Annotated in this window: 20 protein-coding genes and 1 pseudogene; 10 read left to right on the top strand and 11 right to left on the bottom strand. The window is 71.4% G+C overall.

Going from position 1 to position 18,407, the window contains the following annotated elements:
- A pseudogene (locus CLV40_RS29000) lies at positions 1–102 on the top strand (IS481 family transposase); the annotation flags it as partial.
- On the opposite strand, the gene CLV40_RS28995 reads toward CLV40_RS29000, so the two are convergent.
- Both CLV40_RS28995 and CLV40_RS28990 read right to left on the bottom strand, forming a co-directional pair.
- A complete protein-coding gene (locus tag CLV40_RS28995; RefSeq protein WP_245931633.1) occupies positions 99–749 on the bottom strand; it encodes a SanA/YdcF family protein in 651 nt (216 codons plus the stop codon). The pseudogene CLV40_RS29000 and the gene CLV40_RS28995 overlap by 4 nt on opposite strands.
- 83 nt (positions 750–832) lie before the next feature.
- Complete coding sequence (locus tag CLV40_RS28990; protein WP_104482189.1) at positions 833–1,120, bottom strand: hypothetical protein; 288 nt, start codon at positions 1,118–1,120, stop codon at positions 833–835.
- 92 nt (positions 1,121–1,212) lie between these two features.
- On the opposite strand from CLV40_RS28990, the gene CLV40_RS28985 reads away from it, so the two are divergent.
- Positions 1,213–3,207, top strand: coding sequence for a protein meaA (locus CLV40_RS28985; RefSeq protein ID WP_104482174.1), 1,995 nt, complete (start codon positions 1,213–1,215; stop codon positions 3,205–3,207).
- On the opposite strand, the gene CLV40_RS28980 is transcribed toward CLV40_RS28985, so the two are convergent.
- The 3 genes from CLV40_RS28980 to CLV40_RS28970 form a co-directional block, all read right to left on the bottom strand.
- Positions 3,199–4,302: a WD40 repeat domain-containing protein gene (locus tag CLV40_RS28980; RefSeq protein WP_104482173.1), complete on the bottom strand. Its 1,104-nt coding sequence runs from the start codon at positions 4,300–4,302 to the stop codon at positions 3,199–3,201. The genes CLV40_RS28985 and CLV40_RS28980 overlap by 9 nt on opposite strands.
- A complete protein-coding gene (locus CLV40_RS28975) occupies positions 4,292–4,642 on the bottom strand; it encodes a hypothetical protein (protein WP_104482172.1) in 351 nt (116 codons plus the stop codon). The genes CLV40_RS28980 and CLV40_RS28975 overlap by 11 nt, the downstream gene beginning before the upstream one ends.
- A 118-nt stretch (positions 4,643–4,760) precedes the next feature.
- Positions 4,761–5,300, bottom strand: a complete 540-nt coding sequence (locus tag CLV40_RS28970) for a cysteine hydrolase family protein (RefSeq protein ID WP_104482171.1) — start codon at positions 5,298–5,300, stop codon at positions 4,761–4,763.
- A 71-nt stretch (positions 5,301–5,371) separates the two neighbouring features.
- On the opposite strand from CLV40_RS28970, the gene CLV40_RS28965 reads away from it, so the two are divergent.
- Positions 5,372–6,310: a GlxA family transcriptional regulator gene (locus CLV40_RS28965; protein ID WP_104482170.1), complete on the top strand. Its 939-nt coding sequence runs from the start codon at positions 5,372–5,374 to the stop codon at positions 6,308–6,310.
- Here the strand turns inward: CLV40_RS28965 and CLV40_RS38430 are convergent.
- Positions 6,303–6,458, bottom strand: coding sequence for a hypothetical protein (locus tag CLV40_RS38430; protein ID WP_181043797.1), 156 nt, complete (start codon positions 6,456–6,458; stop codon positions 6,303–6,305). The two genes, CLV40_RS28965 and CLV40_RS38430, sit on opposite strands and share 8 nt — an antisense overlap.
- 56 nt (positions 6,459–6,514) lie before the next feature.
- On the opposite strand from CLV40_RS38430, the gene CLV40_RS28960 reads away from it, so the two are divergent.
- A complete protein-coding gene (locus CLV40_RS28960) occupies positions 6,515–7,168 on the top strand; it encodes a hypothetical protein (RefSeq protein WP_104482169.1) in 654 nt (217 codons plus the stop codon).
- An 823-nt stretch (positions 7,169–7,991) separates the two neighbouring features.
- On the top strand, positions 7,992–8,765 hold the full coding sequence (locus CLV40_RS28955) for an enoyl-CoA hydratase-related protein (RefSeq protein ID WP_104482168.1): 774 nt from the start codon (positions 7,992–7,994) through the stop codon (positions 8,763–8,765).
- Positions 8,766–9,172: 407 nt separating this feature from the next.
- On the opposite strand, the gene CLV40_RS28950 is transcribed toward CLV40_RS28955, so the two are convergent.
- Together CLV40_RS28950 and CLV40_RS28945 are read right to left on the bottom strand one after the other, a co-directional pair.
- On the bottom strand, positions 9,173–10,714 hold the full coding sequence (locus tag CLV40_RS28950; RefSeq protein ID WP_104482167.1) for a chitinase: 1,542 nt from the start codon (positions 10,712–10,714) through the stop codon (positions 9,173–9,175).
- Positions 10,715–11,011: 297 nt separating this feature from the next.
- Positions 11,012–11,560, bottom strand: coding sequence for a hypothetical protein (locus CLV40_RS28945; RefSeq protein ID WP_104482188.1), 549 nt, complete (start codon positions 11,558–11,560; stop codon positions 11,012–11,014).
- 154 nt (positions 11,561–11,714) lie between these two features.
- Between CLV40_RS28945 and CLV40_RS28940 the strand changes: the two genes are divergently transcribed.
- From CLV40_RS28940 to CLV40_RS28930, 3 genes are all read left to right on the top strand, one after another.
- Positions 11,715–12,869 carry a sensor histidine kinase gene (locus CLV40_RS28940; RefSeq protein WP_245931632.1) on the top strand — a complete coding sequence of 385 codons (1,155 nt, stop codon included), beginning with the start codon at positions 11,715–11,717 and terminating at the stop codon, positions 12,867–12,869.
- A complete protein-coding gene (locus CLV40_RS28935) occupies positions 12,866–13,510 on the top strand; it encodes a response regulator (protein WP_104482166.1) in 645 nt (214 codons plus the stop codon). Before CLV40_RS28940 ends, CLV40_RS28935 begins: the two co-directional genes overlap by 4 nt.
- Before the next feature lie 109 nt (positions 13,511–13,619).
- Positions 13,620–14,132: a hypothetical protein gene (locus CLV40_RS28930; protein ID WP_104482165.1), complete on the top strand. Its 513-nt coding sequence runs from the start codon at positions 13,620–13,622 to the stop codon at positions 14,130–14,132.
- Between the two features lie 2 nt (positions 14,133–14,134).
- Here CLV40_RS28930 and CLV40_RS28925 read toward each other — a convergent pair whose 3' ends face one another.
- The gene (locus tag CLV40_RS28925) at positions 14,135–14,629 is read right to left on the bottom strand and encodes an NUDIX domain-containing protein (protein ID WP_104482186.1); all 495 of its coding nucleotides are present in this window, start codon (positions 14,627–14,629) and stop codon (positions 14,135–14,137) included.
- 85 nt (positions 14,630–14,714) lie between these two features.
- Here CLV40_RS28925 and nucS point away from each other — a divergent pair, with 85 nt between their 5' ends.
- Positions 14,715–15,374: an endonuclease NucS gene (gene nucS / locus CLV40_RS28920; RefSeq protein ID WP_181043796.1), complete on the top strand. Its 660-nt coding sequence runs from the start codon at positions 14,715–14,717 to the stop codon at positions 15,372–15,374.
- Between the two features lies 1 nt (position 15,375).
- On the opposite strand, the gene CLV40_RS28915 is transcribed toward nucS, so the two are convergent.
- Positions 15,376–15,999: a hypothetical protein gene (locus tag CLV40_RS28915; RefSeq protein ID WP_181043795.1), complete on the bottom strand. Its 624-nt coding sequence runs from the start codon at positions 15,997–15,999 to the stop codon at positions 15,376–15,378.
- A gap of 124 nt (positions 16,000–16,123) precedes the next feature.
- Between CLV40_RS28915 and CLV40_RS28910 the strand changes: the two genes are divergently transcribed.
- The gene (locus CLV40_RS28910; protein WP_104482163.1) at positions 16,124–17,341 is read left to right on the top strand and encodes an MFS transporter; all 1,218 of its coding nucleotides are present in this window, start codon (positions 16,124–16,126) and stop codon (positions 17,339–17,341) included.
- Positions 17,342–17,998: 657 nt separating this feature from the next.
- Here the strand turns inward: CLV40_RS28910 and CLV40_RS37495 are convergent.
- Positions 17,999–18,364: a hypothetical protein gene (locus CLV40_RS37495; protein WP_146108276.1), complete on the bottom strand. Its 366-nt coding sequence runs from the start codon at positions 18,362–18,364 to the stop codon at positions 17,999–18,001.
- Positions 18,365–18,407 lie beyond the last annotated feature (43 nt).

Here is an 18,407-nt window from a genome sequence, read left to right as displayed (position 1 = left end):
CCGCGCTGGCTGCATCTCTACAATCACCACCGCGGACACACCGCACTCGCAGGCCAGCCACCCGCCACCCGCGTTCCTAACCTCTCAGGGCACTACAGCTAGCCCTCCGCCAGCACCTGGTCGAGGCCGTGTTCGCGCGGGCCCAGGAACCTCGGGTCCGGATCGAAAACCGCGTCGAACACGGCCTTGATCGCGGCCGGAACCTCCCGCAGCCAATACTTTCCATCGTTCCCACCCGGTGCCTCCGAGGCCACCCCGACAGCCTCGATCCCCGCGTTGCGGCACAGGAACACCGCTCGGCGGATGTGGAAGCCCTGGGTGACCACCACCGCCTTCGACACCCCGAAGATCTCCCGAGCCCGCACGCACGAGTCGTACGTGTCGAAGCCCGCGTGGTCGGCCACCACCCGTTCGGCGGGGACTCCGCGATCCACCAGCCACGTCGTCATGGCCGCGACCTCGTCGTGGTGCGGGGTCCCGTGGTCGCCCGACACCAGGATCGCGCGCACCCGGCCCGACTCGTACAACGTCCGCGCGTCCGCCAACCGCGCCTCCAGGTACGGCTTCGGCGTCCCGTCACTGCGCAGGCCCGCGCCCAGGACGATCGCCACCGGGGCCGACGGCGCGTCCGCCACCCCGTACACCCCGCCGCCCGTGGACACCCTGATCCACAGCAGCGGCCCGAACAGCACCCCCAGCACGAACGCCACCGCGCTCGCGATCAGCACTACCTTCCGACGCCTGCTCACACCTCGATAGTCCCCACGAACCACCCCTGACAAGCCCGAACGGCCCAAACCTCCGCATTCCTCACACGGAAGCAACCTGGACCTCAGTCGTCGAGCAGCGCCGCGATCGCCGTGTGCTCGTCCGCCGGGAACACCAGGACCCGCAGCCCCTCGCCGTCCTCGGCGGGCACCGTCGTCGCCCGCACCCCGACCGCCCGCAGCCGCTCCTCCACGAAGCCCGCCGCCGTCCGCGAAGGCACCTTCGCGATCTCACGGAGCAGGCCGTAGTCGCGCTTGCGGTCGTCGGACTTGAACGCCCACCGCAGCACCACCCCCAGGCCGCCGACCACGAGCAACGCGACCAGCGACAGGTACGGGGCGGGCAGGTCCATGCCGCTCATCATCCCCCTGTGAGCAATTCCACGGGCGCGATCTCGGTTACCCGCCAGTAAGCTCAGCGGAGCCGAGGTTAACGGAGGTTCACGTGCCGTACCCGACAGATGGTGAACGCGACCGCCCGTGGGTCATGCGGACCTACGCGGGCCACTCCTCCGCCGCGAAGTCCAACGAGCTCTACCGGCGCAACCTCGCCAAGGGGCAGACCGGGCTCTCGGTCGCCTTCGACCTGCCCACCCAGACCGGCTACGACCCCGACCACGAACTGGCCACGGGCGAGGTCGGCAAGGTCGGCGTGCCGGTGGGCCACATCGGCGACATGCGCACCCTGTTCGACGGCATCCCCCTCGCGGGCGCCAACACCTCGATGACGATCAACGCCACCGCCATGTGGCTGCTCGCCCTCTACGTCAGCGTCGCCCGCGAGCAGCAGGACGACTGGCACGACCTCGCCGGGACCACCCAGAACGACATCATCAAGGAGTACCTGGCCCGCGGCACCTACGTCTTCCCGCCCGGCCCCAGCCTGCGCCTGATCACCGACCTGGTCGCCTGGACCGTCACCGCCCTGCCGCGCTGGAACCCGATCAACATCTGCAGCTACCACCTGCAGGAGGCGGGCGCGTCGCCGGTGCAGGAGGTCGCGTACTCGCTCTCGACCGCCATCGCCGTGCTGGACCGCGTGTTCGACTCCGGCCAGGTGCCCGAGGAGCGCCGGGGCGAGGTGGTCGCGCGCATCTCGTTCTTCGTCAACGCGGGCGTGCGGTTCGTCGAGGAGATGTGCAAGATGCGCGCCTTCACCGACCTGTGGGACGAGATCTGCCGCGACCGCTACGGCATCACCGACCCCAAGCAGCGCCGCTTCCGCTACGGCGTGCAGGTCAACTCCCTGGGCCTGACCGAGGCCCAACCGGAGAACAACGTCCAGCGAATCGTGCTGGAGATGCTCGCGGTGTCGCTGTCGCGCAAGGCCCGCGCCCGCGCCATCCAACTGCCCGCCTGGAACGAGGCGCTGGGCCTGCCGCGGCCGTGGGACCAGCAGTGGGCGCTGCGCATGCAGCAGGTGCTGGCCTACGAGACGGACCTGCTGGAGTACGACGACCTCTTCGACGGCTCACCGGTCATCCAGGCCAAGGTCGACGAGATCCTGACCGGCGCCCGCGCCGAGATCGACCGCGTCCAGGCCATGGGCGGCGCGGTCGCCGCCGTCGAGAGCGGCTACATGAAGACCCAGATGGTCGCCTCCCTCGCCGAACGACGACGGCGCATCGAAGCGGGCGAGGACGTCATCGTCGGCGTCAACCGCTTCGACACCACCGAACCCAGCCCCCTGCAAGCCGAGGGCGCGAAAGCCATCGAGACGGTGGACCCGGTGGCCGAACGGGAGGCGGTCGAGGCCATCACCGAATGGCGCCGCGACCGGGACAACGCCGCGGTCGAGACCTCCCTGACCGCCCTCCGCGAAGCCGCCAAGACGGACGCGAACCTCATGCAAGCCACCCTGACCTGCGCCCGAGCGGGCGTCACCACGGGGGAGTGGTCCGCCACCCTCCGCGAGGTCTTCGGCGAATACCGCGCCCCCACAGGGGTTTCCGGCGCGTCGGCGGCGGGCGGGGAGGAGTTGGGGGAGGTTCGAGAGCGTGTTCGGGCCACGGGGGCCGAGCTGGGCGAACGCCTGCGGATGCTGGTGGGCAAGCCGGGGCTCGACGGGCACTCGAACGGGGCGGAGCAGATCGCGGTCCGGGCACGGGACACGGGCTTCGAGGTGGTGTACCAGGGCATCCGCCTGACCGCGGACCAGATCGTGGCGGCCGCGGTGCAGGAGGGTGTGCACGTGGTGGGCCTGTCGATCCTGTCGGGCTCGCACCTGGCGGCGGTACCCGCCGTGGTGGACGGGTTGCGCGCGGCGGGTGCCGGGGACATCCCGGTCGTGGTGGGCGGCATCATCCCGCCGGACGACGCGGAGGTGTTGCGGTCGCGGGGCGTGGCAAGGGTTTTCACGCCGAAGGACTACGAGATGACCCGGATCATGTCGGAGATCGTGACCGTCATCCGGGAGGCGAACGGCCTGGCGTCAGGGTGACCGGACCTCGGCGACCCCGCTGCTGGTGCCGAAGACGAACGCGTCGGACCCGAAATCGGGGTTGACGCTGGTGAGCACCCCTGCTTCCAGCCGGAAACCGCTCTGGAGGCGTTGTTTGGCGATGTCCCACAGTTGGACGCTGCCGTCGGTCTTCCCCACGGCGAGGGTGCGTCCGTTGGACGAGAAGTTCAGCGCCGTGACCGCGATGCCGTCCCAGTGCAGGAACCCGTTCTGCGGCTGGGGGCCGTCCGTGGTCCAGAGGTGGAGCTCGCCGCTGGCGTCGCCGCTCGCGATCGCCCGCCCGTCCGGGGTGAAGGCCAAAGCCTTCACCTCGCCGCCCTGCGGGCCCAGCACGGACTTTTCGACGGGCTCGGACGGGTCGGTGAGATCCCACATCGCTATCGTGCCGTCCTCGGTGCCCACGGCAAGGCGCCGATCGCCCGGTGCGAACACCACGGTGTTCACCCCCACCGGCACGTAGCTGGCCGACAGGGGGCGTATCCGCGCGGGTGTGGTGACGTCCAGGAGCCGCACCCGGCCCTGGGTGTTCGCTTCGGCGAGGAATCGGCCGTCGTGGGAGAACGCCAAGGCGTTGACCAGTGCGCCGCCGTCCAGGGTCGCGCGCCGCGCGGGCCGCGCGGGATCGCTGATGTCCCAGACCGCACCGGCTTCGGGCACCCCTTCACCGCCGCCGCTCGCGCGCGCCAAGCCGACGAACCCGACCGCCACCAGGCGGCCGTTGGGCGAGAACGCCACGGTTCGCCCGGCGATCAGCTTGCCGGTGATCACCTGTCCGGTCGCCCGCCGGACCCGCAGCACCCCGTCCACGTCGACCATGGCCAGCGCGCGACCTGAGTCGGTCGGAAAGGTCGCCGCCCCCGCGACCGGATAGGCCGCCGCGACGGAGACCTGAACGGCTCCCGGTGGGGTGTCGGGGCGGTCCTTCGCCAGCCACAACACCCCCGCGACCAGTAGGACCGCCAAGCCGGTTGCCGTGGGCAGCAGGAGCTTCTTCGACCGCCTCGGCCTGGCCGGACCGGTGTCCACCCGCGCGAGCGCGGCGAGGAGTTGGGTGCCGAACGAGTCACTGGCCACCGCTGACCTCCTCGACCGCTTGGGGTGCCGGGACGGGTGGTGGCTCCGTCACCAGTGCCACCGTCTGCCGGGCCAGTTTCTCCACGATCAGCGGCGCGCTGATCCCGACCACCAGCGCGCCCAGCGGTCCCGCGAACTGACCCGAACTCCCCGCCGCTGCCGCCAAGCCTCCGCTGATGGTCAGGCGGATCAGGACCGAGACCGCGAACGGCAACACCGCCGGGGCGTTCTTGCCGCGCCACGGCCAGGTGCCCGTGCGGCGGATCCGCGCCACGAACTCCAGGCCCTCCACGGCGAAGCCGCCGAACAGGCCCCAGCTCAGGCATTCCACGACCGTCATCGTTCGCCCCGGCTTTCCGGCGGTGTGCGAAACCGGGCCAGATTGAACACCGGGGGGTTGGGTCTCGACCGCCACACGGCCCCGGTTCACCCGGATGGCCGTGCGGCGGTCGCGCGGGCTAGTCGAGCAGGGTCAGGACCTCGGCGGTCGTGGACACCGTGGCGAAGCCGCCGCCCTGGAGGTTGGTGGCGGTGGCCTTGCTCAGCTCGTCGGCGGTCAGGTCGCCGAGGTTGAACGTGTACGTCGCGTCCAGGGCCACGTGCACGTCGAAGCCCAGGTTGCCGCCCACGCGGGCCGTGGTCTCGACGCAGAAGTTGGTCTGGATGCCCGCCAGCACGATCCGCTCGATGCCTCGGGTGGTCAGCCAGCCGTGCAGGTCGACCGAGCCGTGGAAACTGGAGTGGACGGTCTTGGTGAACAGCAGGTCCGGGTGGGCGTCGTCCAGGACGGGCTTGAACCTCGAGCCGGGGGTCCCGGGGTGCAGTGGCGAACCCTCGACCAGCGAGTCGTGGCGGACCAGGACCAGCGGCTGACCTGCGGCGGCCCAGGCGTCGAGCAGGGTCTTGATGTTGGTCTCGGCGGCCGGGTTGTTGCGGGGGCCGAAGACCGGGTCGTCGAAGCCCTGCTGGACGTCGATCAGAATCAGCGCGGTTGTCATGCCGTTGACCCTGTCCAGGCCCAGGGGGCGGCACAGGAGGCAAGAAAGGCGTCCTGCGATACTTTCTTGCCATGCGCACGATCGGTGTCCTCCTCCTGCCCGACTCCCGGGTCTTCGACTTCGCCGTCGTCAACGAGGTCTGGGCGGTCGACCGCGACCGGGTCGGCCCGTTCGAGGTGCGGCTGTGCGCGGGCGGGCCGGTCCGGCTGAGCCCCGCCGGTGACGCGGTGCCGACGCACGGGCTCGACGGGCTGCGCGGCTGCGACCTCGTCATCACCCTCGGTCGCGGCGACCCCCTGGCCGACGTGCCCGACGACGTCCGCGCGGTGCTCCGCGAGGTGCACGCCGCGGGCATCCCCGTCGCCGCCCTGTGCTCCGGCGCCTTCACCCTCGCCGCCGCGGGCCTGCTCGACGGCCGCCGAGCGACCACCCACTGGGCGCTCCTGGACACCCTCGCCCGGGTCTGCCCCGCCGCGCTGGTCGACCGCGACGTCCTGTTCACCGAGGACGACGGCCTGCTGACCTCGGCGGGCGTCGTCGGCGGGCTCGACCTGTGCCTGCACCTGGTCCGCCGCGCGCTCGGCACCCAGGTGGCGACCACCCTGGCCCGTCGACTGGTGATGCCGCCCGTCCGCGAGGGCGGTCAGGCGCAGTACGTCGAGGCGCCGGTGCCGCACCGACCGGAGCGCGGGGACATCGCGTCTACAGTGGACTGGGCGGTGGCCAGGCTGGCCGACCCCATCGGCGTGGCCGACATGGTCGCCACCACGACCATGAGCCCCCGCGCCTTCCACCGCGCCTTCCACGCCGCCATGGGCGACACCCCCGGCCGCTGGCTCCTGCTGCGACGACTCCGGCACGCCCAACTGCTGCTGGAGACCACGGACCTGCCGGTGGACCGCATCGCCACCCGCAGCGGTCTCGGCACCCCGGCCAACCTCCGCCGCCGCATGCGGGCGGAGTTCGGCACGACCCCGTCGACCTACCGCCGCACCTTCGCCGCTACTTAGCGGACTCCGTCACGCGCTCGCGGAGCCGGGCGCGGATCTCGTCCGGGGTGTACGCGCGCCGCTGGCGCTCGGCGCGGGCGACTACGGCACCCGTGGCGGCGACACCCAGCAACCCCGCCAGTCCGAGGAACTTCCACACGCGACGCACGGGCCCAGGCTACCTCGGCTTCGGCGGGGTGGCCGATCGCTGCTTAGGGTTGGGCCATGACCGTTCTGGGCCTCGAGGACGCCGTACAGCTGACCCGCACCGGCGACCTCTGGCTCTTCCGCGGCCGCAGCCCCGCCGACCGTGCCATCCGGACCCTCACCAACGCGCCGGTCAACCACGTCGGCATGGCCGTGGTCCTCGACGACCTGCCACCGCTGATGTGGCACGCCGAGCTGGGCCGGTCGCTGCCCGACCGCTGGAGCGGCACCCACCAGCGCGGCGTCCAGCTGCACGACCTGCGCGACGCCGTGGTCGTGTGGGCCACGAAGTACGGCCAGCGGGCCTGGCTGCGGCAGCTCGCCGAGCCCGTCACCGCCGAGCAGGAGGACGCCGTCCTGCGCACGGTCGCCCGCCTCGACGGCACCCCGTTCCCCTCCACCGCCCGCCTGGCCGCGCGCTGGGCCAGCGGCCGCGTCCCCCGACTGCGCTGGCAGAAGCCGCACCAGGCCGAGTTGGAGAACGCCTACTGCGCCGAGGTCGTCGCCCTCACCTACGAGGCCATGGGCCTGCTCCCCGCAGGCGAGCGCCCACACGCCTACGACCCGGGCCGCTTCTGGAGCGGCGACCACCTACCCCTGCTCGACGGCGCCCGCCTGGGCGAGGAGATCACCGTGGACGTACCACCCGACAGCGCGATCTCCGGCCGCTGAGCCCACCGACCCACACCCCCGCCCGGTTGTCCACAGGCATGATCGTCTTCGGCCTGGAGTGTCGTTCCCCTTGGCTAGAATGGATATCGGGGGCCGGAGGCATCGATTTGATCATCGCCGGATCGCGGCACCGAGATGGGCGACCGGTCGAGCGCCGGGCGTCCTCGAGTTGTCCACAAGCTTGATCATCATCCGCCGGGACTGTCGGTGTCCGCCGGTAGCATTGATTCCGGGGGCCGGTGGCCGCCCACCTCCAGGCAGGCGCAAACATGGCGCGGCCCCCTTCGCGCGGACGAGCGGCTGCCGAGACGGCGCCCGCGCCGCGGCTGGTAGTGCTGGGGGCGGGACCGCGTTCGACGGAGGGGCCGAGGGGTCTCGGTCGCGTTCGCGTAGGTGGGCTTCGGGAGCGCGAGGACACCCGCCGGCCGCCCAACTTCAGGTAGGCAGGCGCGAATAGGCGCGGCTCGCTCGTTCGCGTGGGCGAGCGGCTGCTGGAGACGGCGCCCGCGACGTGGCTGGCGGTGCCGGGGACGGGACCGCGCTCGACGGAAGGGCCGAGGGGGTCTTGGCGGTGTTCGCGTAGGTGGGCTTCGGGAGCGCGAGGACACCCGCCGGCCGCCCATCTCCAGGTAGGCAGGCGCGAACAATCGCGGCCCGCCGTTCGCGTGGGCGAGGGGCTGCCGGAGCCGACGCCGCGGCTGGTGGTGCCCGAGGTCGGACCTCGCCTGACGGGTCGAGCCGCGGGCCGAGGAGGTCTCGGCGGTGTTCGCGCGGGTGAGCTTCGGGAGCGCGGGGGACGCCCGTCGACCGCTACCGTCGGGGCATGGCCGAGTACCAGCACATCCTGGTCAGCCGCGCGGCGGAGACCATCAGGATCACGATGAACCGCCCGGACCGGCGCAACGCGCTTTCTGCGGAGCACCTGGCCGAGCTGCTGGCCGCCTTCTGCGTCGCGGGTACCTCTGACGCGCGCGGCATCGTGCTCGCGGGTACCGGTCCGGTTTTCTCCGCGGGCCACGACTTCGCCGACGTCGCCGCGCGCGACCTGCTCGGCGTGCGCGGGCTGCTGCGGCTGTGCACGGAACTCATGCGCACGATCCAGTCCGTGCCGCAGATCGTCGTCGCCCGCGTGCACGGCCTCGCCACCGCCGCGGGCTGCCAGCTCGTCGCCACCTGCGACCTGGCCATCGCCGCCGAGTCGGCCGGGTTCGCGTTGCCCGGTGGCAAGGGCGGCTGGTTCTGCCACACCCCGGCCGTGCCGGTGGCCCGCGCGGTCGGCCGCAAGCGCATGATGGAACTGGCCCTCACCGGCGACGTCATCGACGCCCGCACCGCCGCGGACTGGGGCCTGGTCAACCGCGCGGTGCCCGATGGCGAACTGGACGCGGCCGTCGACGACCTGATCGCCCGCGCCACCAGGGGCAGCGCCGCGTCGAAGGCGCTCGGCAAGCAGACCCTCTACGCCCAGCTGGACCGCCCCGAGGCGGACGCCTACACGACCGCGATCGAGGTCATGGCCGCCGCGTCCCAGCTGCGCGGTGCGCGCGAAGGCATGGCGGCCTTCCTGGAGAAACGCCAACCGGTTTGGCCGGACTAGAGCGTGTCCGACAAGCCGTCCTGCTGCGCGTCTCCGACGCCGCCCGCAGACCGATGACCGGCAGTGGGCCCCGATCGCCGAGGCGCACACGGTCATGGTGGAGCGGCCGACATGAACACGCCCACGCACCGGGACGACCCGGCCCAAGCCGCCGGCGGAGTTCTCGACGACCTGGTCGATGAGCTTGCCGCTCAGGTCGTCCCCGGTCCACGGCCGTCCGCGCGGGGGGCTCCGGGGTCCGCGGCGTTCGCCGGGAGCGCGTTGGTCACCTGCTGGTGCTCGACAACCCCGCGACTGAAAACCCCCGAGGTCGCACGGTTTTCCGCGCGGCCTCGGGGGCGGTCTTGGTGCGGACGTGCGCGGCGGGCACCCTCGTCCCGCCGCACACGCCCGAACTGGTCAGCCTCCTACGGCAGGGTCTTCAGGTTCGCGGCCACCGAGTTGGCGAACGCGTACCCGTTCGAGGCGTCCCAGTTGATCGACCAGGTCATCGCGCCGCGGATGGACGGGTAGGTGGTCGACGGCTTGAACGTGCCGCAGCTGGTGCCCTTGGCCAGGCAGTTCAGCGCCGCGTTCACGTTGGCCGGGCTCTGGTAGCCGCCGCCCGCGCCGGACGGCGAGGCGGGCAGGCCGAGGCCGACCTGGTCGGGGCGCAGGCCGCCCTGGAGCTGGATGCAGGCGAGCGCGGTCAGGAAGTCGACCGTGCCCTGCGAGTAGACCTTCTGGTCGCAGCCCAGCATCGTGCCGGAGTTGTAGTACTGCATGTTCCAGATGGTCAGGATGTCCTTGACCGCCAGGGCCAGCTGGAAGTACGGCTGCTGCGCGGACTGGCCGTCGATGGTCTGCGGCGCCATCGTGATGACCTTGCCGCCGTTGGCGTAGATGGTGCGCAGCGCCGGGCCCATGTACTGGGCGCTGACGCCGTTCTCCAGGTCGATGTCGACGCCGTTGAAGCCGAACTCGCGGATCAGCGCGGAGACGCTGTTGGCGAACGCGGTCGCGGAGGCGGTGTCACCGGCCCAGATCGTGCCCTTCTCGCCGCCGACCGAGATGATGACCTTCTGGCCGCGGGCCTGGACGGTCTTGATGTCGGCCTTGAACTGCTCCTCGGTGTAGCCGCCCAGCTGCTTGGACAGGCCCTCGTCGAGGTTGAAGTCCACCGCGCCGCGGGTGGCGGGCACCGCGTCGGCGAAGGAGACGGCGATGATGTCGTAGGTGGTCGGCACCTGCGCCAGGGTCAGCGCCTTGGCACCGTTGTAGAAGTTCTGCCAGTAGCCGGTCAGCACGTGCTTGGGCAGGCTGCCGTCACCCGGCGGGTTGCTGGTGGGCGGGGTCGACGACGACGGCGGCGTGGAGGACGACGGCGGAGTCGAGGAGGACGGCGGCGTGGACGAGGACGGCGGCGTGGACGAAGACGGCGGCGTCGAGGACGACGGCGGCGTGCTGGGCGGGGTGCCCGGGCCGTCGAGGCTCACGTCGTCGGCCAGGTACGCGGGCTGGCCGTACCAACCGTGCAGGTAGACGGTCACCGACCGGGTGCTGGCACCGGTGCTGAACGAGGTCGACAGCTGCGTCCAGGCGCCCGCGCCCGGGTTCCAGGTGCTGACGTCGGTGGTGCCGGTGCCGGAGGCGCCGAGGTAGACGTACGAACCCTTCACCCACGCCGTCAGGGTGTAGCGCGAGCTCGGGTTCACGGTCACGGTCTGCGAGCAACGGGCGTTGTCCGCGCCCGCCGGGGCCGCGCTGAGCGCGTACGAACCCCCGTGCTTGTCACTGTTGGTGACGCTACCGCCGGAACAGGTCCAGCCCGCGAGCGAGCCGGACTCGAAACCGGGGTTGGCCACCAGGTTGGCGGCTGTGGCACTGCCGGAGAACGCCAGGACGAGTCCTGCGGTCACGGACAGGGCGGACAGCATGGCGACGAGCGCACGCTTCGCGTGGGACGTCATGGCTGCCTCCAAAGGGGCATGTGCGGGTGCAGGGTGATCGAGACCACCTCAAAATGGACTAGACCAATAGGCGCTGTCAACCCCCGCGTCGGCGAGCGGTAACCCCCGCTCGCCCGCGCTGCGCCCCCCACTCGCGGGTGGACCACGGCAGCGCCTCGCCGACCAGCGACAACGAACCACCGCCCGGCCCGGCCCGGCTCCGCCGAGCGTATGGCGCACGACCCGCCACCCCGCCGAACCGCCCGACACCCGCGCTCTACCTGCGGCCCACGACGCCCATGACCTCCCTGAGGGTTTTCACCGATGTGATACCGCTTTCCTATACTCCATAACAGTCCACACCGGACCGGCGGCGAGCCAGATGAGCGCCACCGTTCCCAGTCGCGGGATCCAGCCTTGCCAGAGCACCTCCGTCCGCCCGGGTTCTCCGAACACAAAGGACAGCAGGGCCAGCACCACGATGCCGACCCCGCAGGCTAAGAGGCACTTGCGCCACTCCCGCCACTCGTACCGCACGCGCTCCCCGGTCCCTCGGCCCGGTGGCCGCCACGGCGGCGGCCCACCCGCGAACCGGTGCGCCACGCGCTGATCGGCCCAGCGCAACACTGTGTGTCCAAACGCGACACTGAAGCCGAGGTACGCCGCGCCCAGCGCGTGCCCCGTCGACGCCTGCGCGCCGCGGCCGATGTCGACCACGGCCGCGGTGAGCAGCACGATGTCGAGCACCGGCGTGGCGACCAGCAGCGCCGCGCCAACCCGCCGCAGGCGCAGCAGGTAGCGCGCGGCGAGCCCGGCGGCGAGCAGCACCCAGAAACCCACCTCGCACGCCGCGATCAGTCCGATCATCGTGATGTCCACGGCGTCGAGCTTCCCGCGACCCGCGGGGCCGACGCATCGGCGAAAGGATGGAAACCCGGGTTGCCCGAGTCATCCCTTTGATTGACCGGTGCCCCGGCTTTCGATTGATACGCGGCACCGGGCGGTGTGCTGTGATGGCGCGGTGGCAAGAGCGGGGCGCAGCGGCGCGTGGCAGATCGTACTCGCCTTCGGGCTGGGCGTGGTGCTGTACTTCATCGACTTCCCGCGCCTGGTGCATGTGGACCTGCTCCCGGGTCCGATGTGGGCGCGGCTGCTGATCCTGACCGCGCTGAGCGCGCTGCAGCTGCTGCGCCACCGCGCCCCGGTCCGCGCGTTCCTGATCGGGCTGGTGCTGCTGAACCTCAACCTCGCCATGGGCCTGGACCTGGCGGTCCTGCTGGCCTTCGGCGACCTGCTGTACGCGGCCGTGCTCTACGGGTCCCGTCGCGCCAGCCGCGCCCTGATCGCCCTGGTGTGGGTCTACCTCGCGGCGGTGGTGGTCATCGCGGTGATCATCGCCCCGGACGTGCGCACCGCGCTGCTGATCATGCTGAGCACCTGCCCGCTGCCCGCGCTGCCCGCGTGGTGGGCGCTCAACGTCCGCCAGCAGCGGGAGATCGCCATCGCCGAACGCGCCCGCGCCGACGGCCTCGCCCGCATCGCCGAGCTGGACCGCTCCGCCGCCGTGACCGCCGAGCGCGCCGCGATGGCCCGCGACCTGCACGACGTGGTCGCCGGGCACATCTCGGCCATCGCCATCCAGACCGAGGCCCTGCTGACCATGGCCCCGGGCGCCGACCCGGAGCGCGCGCGGACGGTGCTGCGGTCGGTCCGCGAGAACAGCCTGGCCTCCCTGCACGAGATGCGCGCCATGATCGGCGTCCTGCGCTCGCCCGACGGCACCCAGGACGGGCTCACGGCGCCCGCCCGGCTGCGCCAGCTCGACCAACTGGTGCGCTCGGCGCGGGCGGCGGGACTGGAGGTGGACGTGGCGGTGTCGGGTGTGGACGACCTGCCCGCCGCGGTAGACCTGTCGGCGTACCGGATAACGCAGGAAGCGCTGACCAACGCGCTCAAGCACGCGCCGGGCGCGAAGGTGCGGGTGGACGTCCGGCGGGAGCGGGCCGCGGTGGTCGTCGAGGTCGACAGCGACGGCCGGGCCGCCCTCCCGAACCCGGTCGGCGCGGGCCTGATCACCATGACCGAGCGCGCGGAGTCCGTCGGCGGCACCCTGGTCGCGGGTCCCCGCCCGACCGGCTGGCGCGTGCGGGCCGAACTGCCACTGGAGGAACGGTGACGATCCGAGTCCTGGTCGCCGACGACCACGCCGCCATCCGCACCGGCCTGACGATGATCCTCGACGGCGCCCCGGACATCGAGGTCGTCGCCGAGGCCGCCGACGGGGCCGCCGCGGTGCGCAAGGCCGTGGCGCTGAAACCGGACGTGGTGCTGATGGACGTCCGCATGCCGGAGCTCGACGGCATCGAGGCCACCCGCAGGCTGGTCGCGGACGGCGTCTGCCCGGTCTTGGTGCTGACCACCTTCGACATGGACTCGTACGTGTACGGCGCGCTGCGCGCAGGCGCGTCCGGCTTCCTGCTGAAGTCCGTCGACGCCCCCCGGCTGCTGGAGTCCATCCGCGTCGTGGCCGCGGGCGACGGCGTCATCGAACCCAGCGTCACCCGTCGGCTGATCCGGGCCTTCGCCGCGCACGAGCCGCGCGCGCAGGAGCCGCCGCCGGGGCTGGACCAGCTGACGGAGCGGGAGTCGGAGGTGCTGGTCTGCCTGGGGCAGGGGCTGTCGAACCAGCAGATCGGCCGCAGGCTCGGCATCGGCGAGGCCACCGTGAAGACCCACGTCTCGCGGGTCCTGACCAAACTCGACCTCCGCTCCCGCGTCCAGGCGGCGGTCCTGGCCCAGGAGGCGGGCCTGGTCTGACCCCTTCCGGTGACGGCTCACTCGAACGAACGACAACGGCCGTCACTGGATAACACCGTTCCCACCCCCGGCGACGTCACTCGCACACCGACCCGGAAAAGGGATCGCCATGATCGAGCAGAACCCGGAAAAGCCCGAACCCGCCGACATCGCGACGAAGAAGCGCAGGCGGTTCAACGGCGGCGTTCTCGTCATCACGGCCCTGCTGGTCGGATTCCTGCTCGGCGGCGCGGCGTTCGGCGGTCGGAAAGCGGGTACCGACCCGGCGGGCTCGGGTGACGCGGCGGAGGTGCTGGTCGCGGCCACCACGGCGGCCACTCCCACGCCGGATCCGCTGCCCAAGCCCGGAGACTTCACCGTCGCGGTGAACGTGCTGGAGAAGCACTGCTTCGGCGCGGCGGGCTGCAACATCACCTACCGGGTCGAGCCCGCGTACACGGGCTCGACCCCACTCCCCGAAGGTCAGGAGTTCACCGTCGTCTACGAGATGAACGGCGGCGACGAACCGCAGATCGGGCACTTCACCATTAGCGGCAAGGTCGCGAACTTCTCCTCGCAGGAAATGATCCAGACCACGTCGTCGAAGGCCGAGTTGACCGCGAAGGTGACCGGCGTGCTGTGAGTTCAGGCGTTCCCGCGCTCGTGCAGGAGCAGGTGGGTGTAGGCGGCGATGGACTGCGCGTCGGTGATCTCCCCGATTTCGATCATCGACTCGAACTCGGCGCGGGTGAACCACGCGGTGCGCATGTCCTGCTCCTCCGGTTCGCGTTCCGCCGGTCCCTGGGTCAGCTCCGTGGCCAGGAAGACGTGGCCCCGCTGACTCGACATGCCCGCCGCGACGTCCAGGGTGCCGAGGCGGGTGATCCTCCCGGCGCGCAGGCCGGTCTCCTCGCGCAGTTCGCGGGTCGCCAGTTCGGTCGGGTCGAGGTCGGCCAGGTCCGGGGCGGTGCCCTGGGGGAACTCCCAGCGGCGCAGGCCCAGGGGGTAGCGGTACTGCTCGACCAGCGTCAGCCGGTCGCCGTCGAGGGGGATGACCAGGGCGTAGTCCGGTTTGTCGATGACGCCGTAGAGGCCGGGGCTGCCGTCGGCGCGCCGGATGCGGTCCTCGCGCACGGTCATCCACGGGTTGGCGTAGACCTGCGTCGTCTCCAGTGCTTCCACACCCTGATCCTGCCCTGGGGCGGCGGCGGGATAGCCTGCCCGGGTGCGTCTAGTGATCGCTCGCTGTCAGGTCGACTACGCCGGACGGCTCACCGCCCACCTCCCGATGGCCAACCGCCTGTTGCTCGTGAAGGCCGACGGTTCGCTGTCGGTGCACTCCGACGACCGGGCGTACAAGCCGCTGAACTGGATGACCCCGCCCTGCTGGCTCACCGAGGAGCCCGGGACGTGGACGGTGCAGAACAAGGCGGGCGAGAAGCTGGTCATCACCATCGAGGAGGTCATGCACGACACCGCGCACGACCTCGGCCCCGAACCCGGCCTGGTCAAGGACGGCGTCGAGGCGCACCTGCAGGAGCTGCTGGCCGAGCACATCACCACCCTCGGCGACGGCTACACCCTGGTCCGCCGCGAGTTCCCGACCGCCATCGGCCCGGTCGACATCATGTGCCGCAGCGGCGAGGGCACCTCCGTCGCCGTGGAGATCAAGCGCCGCGGCGAGATCGACGGCGTGGAGCAGCTGACCCGCTACCTCGAACTGCTCAACCGCGACCCCCTGCTGGCCCCGGTCCAGGGCGTGTTCGCCGCCCAGCTGATCAAACCCCAGGCCCGGGTACTGGCCCAGGACCGCGGCATCCGCTGCGTCACCCTCGACTACGACGCCCTCCGCGGCATCGAATCCGACGAGTTCCGGCTGTTCTGACTCAGTTCCCGTCGAAGAACGCGACCATCGCCGCGGCTTCCGGGCCGGGGGTGTCGGTCGCGTTGAGCCAGCGGCCCTTGCCGGTGGTCGCCTCCCACGCGCGGTGGTGTTCGGTGATGGCGTCGACGAAGTCGGCGGCCAGCAGGCCCGCCTCGACGAGGTCCTGGTCCGGGGACTGGGAACTGGCGCCCGCGATGACGCCGCGGACGTCGGCGGAGTGGCCGTAGCGGAAGGCGTCCGTGCCGCACAGGTGCGGGTCGACCAGGACGGCCTCGCCGTAGTTGCGGCCGAGCCTGCGGTGGCCCGCGGCCTTCGCGGCGGCGTTCGCCAGGTACGCGTGGCCTTCCGCGCCGACGGTGATGGCGGCGAGCACGGCCTCCTCGTGCGTCTCCCACGGCTGCGCGGTCGGGTCGAGCAGCACGAAACCCATGCTGTCGCGCGGGTACGGCCCGCGCGCGGCGTCGGGGTCGTTGTGGTTGCGCCAGATGCTCTCGGCGCGGCGCAGACCCAGGTCCAGCAGCAGGTCGGCCAGCCGCGCGTCGTCGAGCAGGTAGCGGTACGGGTTGCGGCGGTGCCGCGCGCGCACCGCGAGCCCCCGCGCCGAGACGGCCTCCCGAACGGACACGTGCGCCTCCCGTGAGCGACAAGTAACTGTTTCGTCGAACTGTATCCGGCGCGACTGTCCGACTTGGACGTCCGGTAGGCAAAATCACTGCGGCGGCCCGGATCCGCGCACCTACGATGCGCTCATGTCGATCCCCGTCGTCGCGCCGCCGCAGCGCCTGTGGACGTCGAACTTCACCCTCTACTTCGTCGCCCGCATCGTGTCCATGCTCGGCGACGCGATGGTCCCGGTGGCCATGTCGGTCGCGGTGCTCGGGCTCGGCTACGGGGTCAGCGGCGTCGGCTTCGCCCTCGGCGCGTGGATGGGCGCTTTCGCGCTGTTCGTGGTCTTCGGCGGGGTGTTCGCCGACCGGTTCCACCCGCTGCCGCAGATGGTCGGCGCGGACGCGGTCCGCTGCGGGTTGCAGGTGGGGCTGGCGGTCTACCTCTGGCTGGGCCACCCGCCCCTGTGGGTGATCATCGTCGGCTCCGTGCTCGGCGGCATCGCGACCGCGATGTTCCAGCCCGGGCTCACCAGCCTGGTGCCGCAGGTCGCGGCCGACCCGCAGCACGCGAACGGGGTGCTCCGGGTCAGCCAGGGCGTGGCGACCATGATCGGCCCGGCGCTGGCGGGCGTGCTCGTCGCGTCCACCTCGACGGCGTGGGCCTTCGCGGTGGACGCGGTGACGTTCGGCGTCAGCGGGGTGTGCCTCCTGCTGCTGAAGGTGCCCCGCTTCGAGGTCGACCGCACGGAGTCCACCCTGGCCAACCTCCGCGCCGGCTGGTACGAGTTCCGGTCCCGCTCCTGGCTCTGGTCGGTCATCCTCATCTGGTGGTTGCTCGGCGTGCTGGTCTGGGGCCCGATCACCCCGCTGGGCGCCGCGTCCATCATCGACGCGCACGGCAAGGCCGCCTTCGGCTGGGCCGAGGCGGCTTTCGGCCTGGGCAGCGTCCTCGGCGGCCTGGTGGCCATCCGCCTGCGCCCGTCCCGCCCCCTCTTCGGTGGCGGCATCGCGATGTTCCTGTTCCCGCTCATGCCCCTGGCCGCCGCCGCGGTCCCGGGTGTCCCCCTGCTCATCCTGGGCTACGCCATCAGCGGCGCGGGCTGGGCGTTCTGGGGCGTGCAGTGGGCGACCACGGTGCAGACCCAGATCCCGGAGGACAAGCTCAACCGGGTCGCGGCGTACGAGGTGGCGGGCTCGATCCTCGCGGTCCCGTTCGGCCAGGCGATCGCGGGCCCGGCCAGCGCCCTGTTCGGCATCCACGAACTCCTCTACGTGGCCGCCGCGACGGCCGCCGTGTGCGCCGTCGCCCTCATCGCCACCCCGCCGATCCGCGACCTGAAAAGGGTGACAAAGGTCTGAGTCCATTCGGCGGGAATCGGCCCATGTGAAATGCACGTGCATATGGATGTGCATTCGATCTCCCGGGGCGATTCCCGAACGGTGTGCGAATTTGCCAGGGAGGCGGTTCCCGGCTGGTCTGTTCGCGCAGGATATGGCGCGGCGGCGTAACACCGGGACGATGTCGGGCGACCTTTGCTGCGTGGCACGGCGTTGAATGTCCGCGGCGCCCGTGTCAAGATCAACTATCGACTGGTGGGGCGGTGGTTGGGTGAGCGAGCCGAATGTGAACCGACGTGAACAACCGAGGGTGATCGATGATCACCCCATCGTGAACACATTTGGCGAGCCGCTTGCCGTAAGATTTATGCCCGGGGGTCGTCCGCGTCGGGGGAAGCGCGGGCCTGGCCTCGTCGAAAAGCTGTTCTCCGTGCCCGCCGCGGACCTAGCCACCCGGAGTTCGGCGCCATGACCGGCAGGAGTCCACATCGGACGGTGGCGGCCGTCTGCTACTGCACCGCCGCGGGCTTGGTCGCCGTGGCACTAGCGGTGCTCGCGCGGCGCCTTGTGGGACCGGAGAACTGGGGAGTTCCGCTGGGGATCGGCCTCGCGGCCGTCGTGCTCGCCGGGTTGGCGGGCGACCGGGTCATCGCGGTGCTGGCCCCGATCCGCGAGCGCTCACCGTTTCCGATGACCTTTCCCCTTGAACCACCGAACCACCTTGCGGACCAGACCGACCGCCGCGGCCGCGGCGACCACGCCGGAAAGAACCCAGGGCAGCCCTGGCACGTTTCCCTGAGCGAGGAAACCGGCCGCCACTAGCCCCGCGATGATCACCCCGAGCCAGCCGAAGATCGTGTGCAGAAGTGATTGGGTGCGCCGCGCCTTGGCATCGGAACTGACGGCTTCCTTGTGCATGGCCGCCACGGACTCGTGCAGCGCCGGGCGTCGTTCACCCGCCGTCGTCGGGTTCGTGCTCGGCTCGACAGCCTTCTTCTCGTCCCCCGAATCGGCAGATGGCTGGGTGCCAGCCTGCTCACTCATCACTGACTCCTGGTGAATGAAATACCCGGCGCGTGTCGCGGTT

Origin of the sequence: Actinokineospora auranticolor (assembly GCF_002934265.1) — a bacterium.
GTDB classification, from domain to species: domain Bacteria; phylum Actinomycetota; class Actinomycetes; order Mycobacteriales; family Pseudonocardiaceae; genus Actinokineospora; species Actinokineospora auranticolor.
Note: the sequence above shows the minus strand (reverse complement) of the source record. Positions and strands in the feature narration are given on the sequence as shown.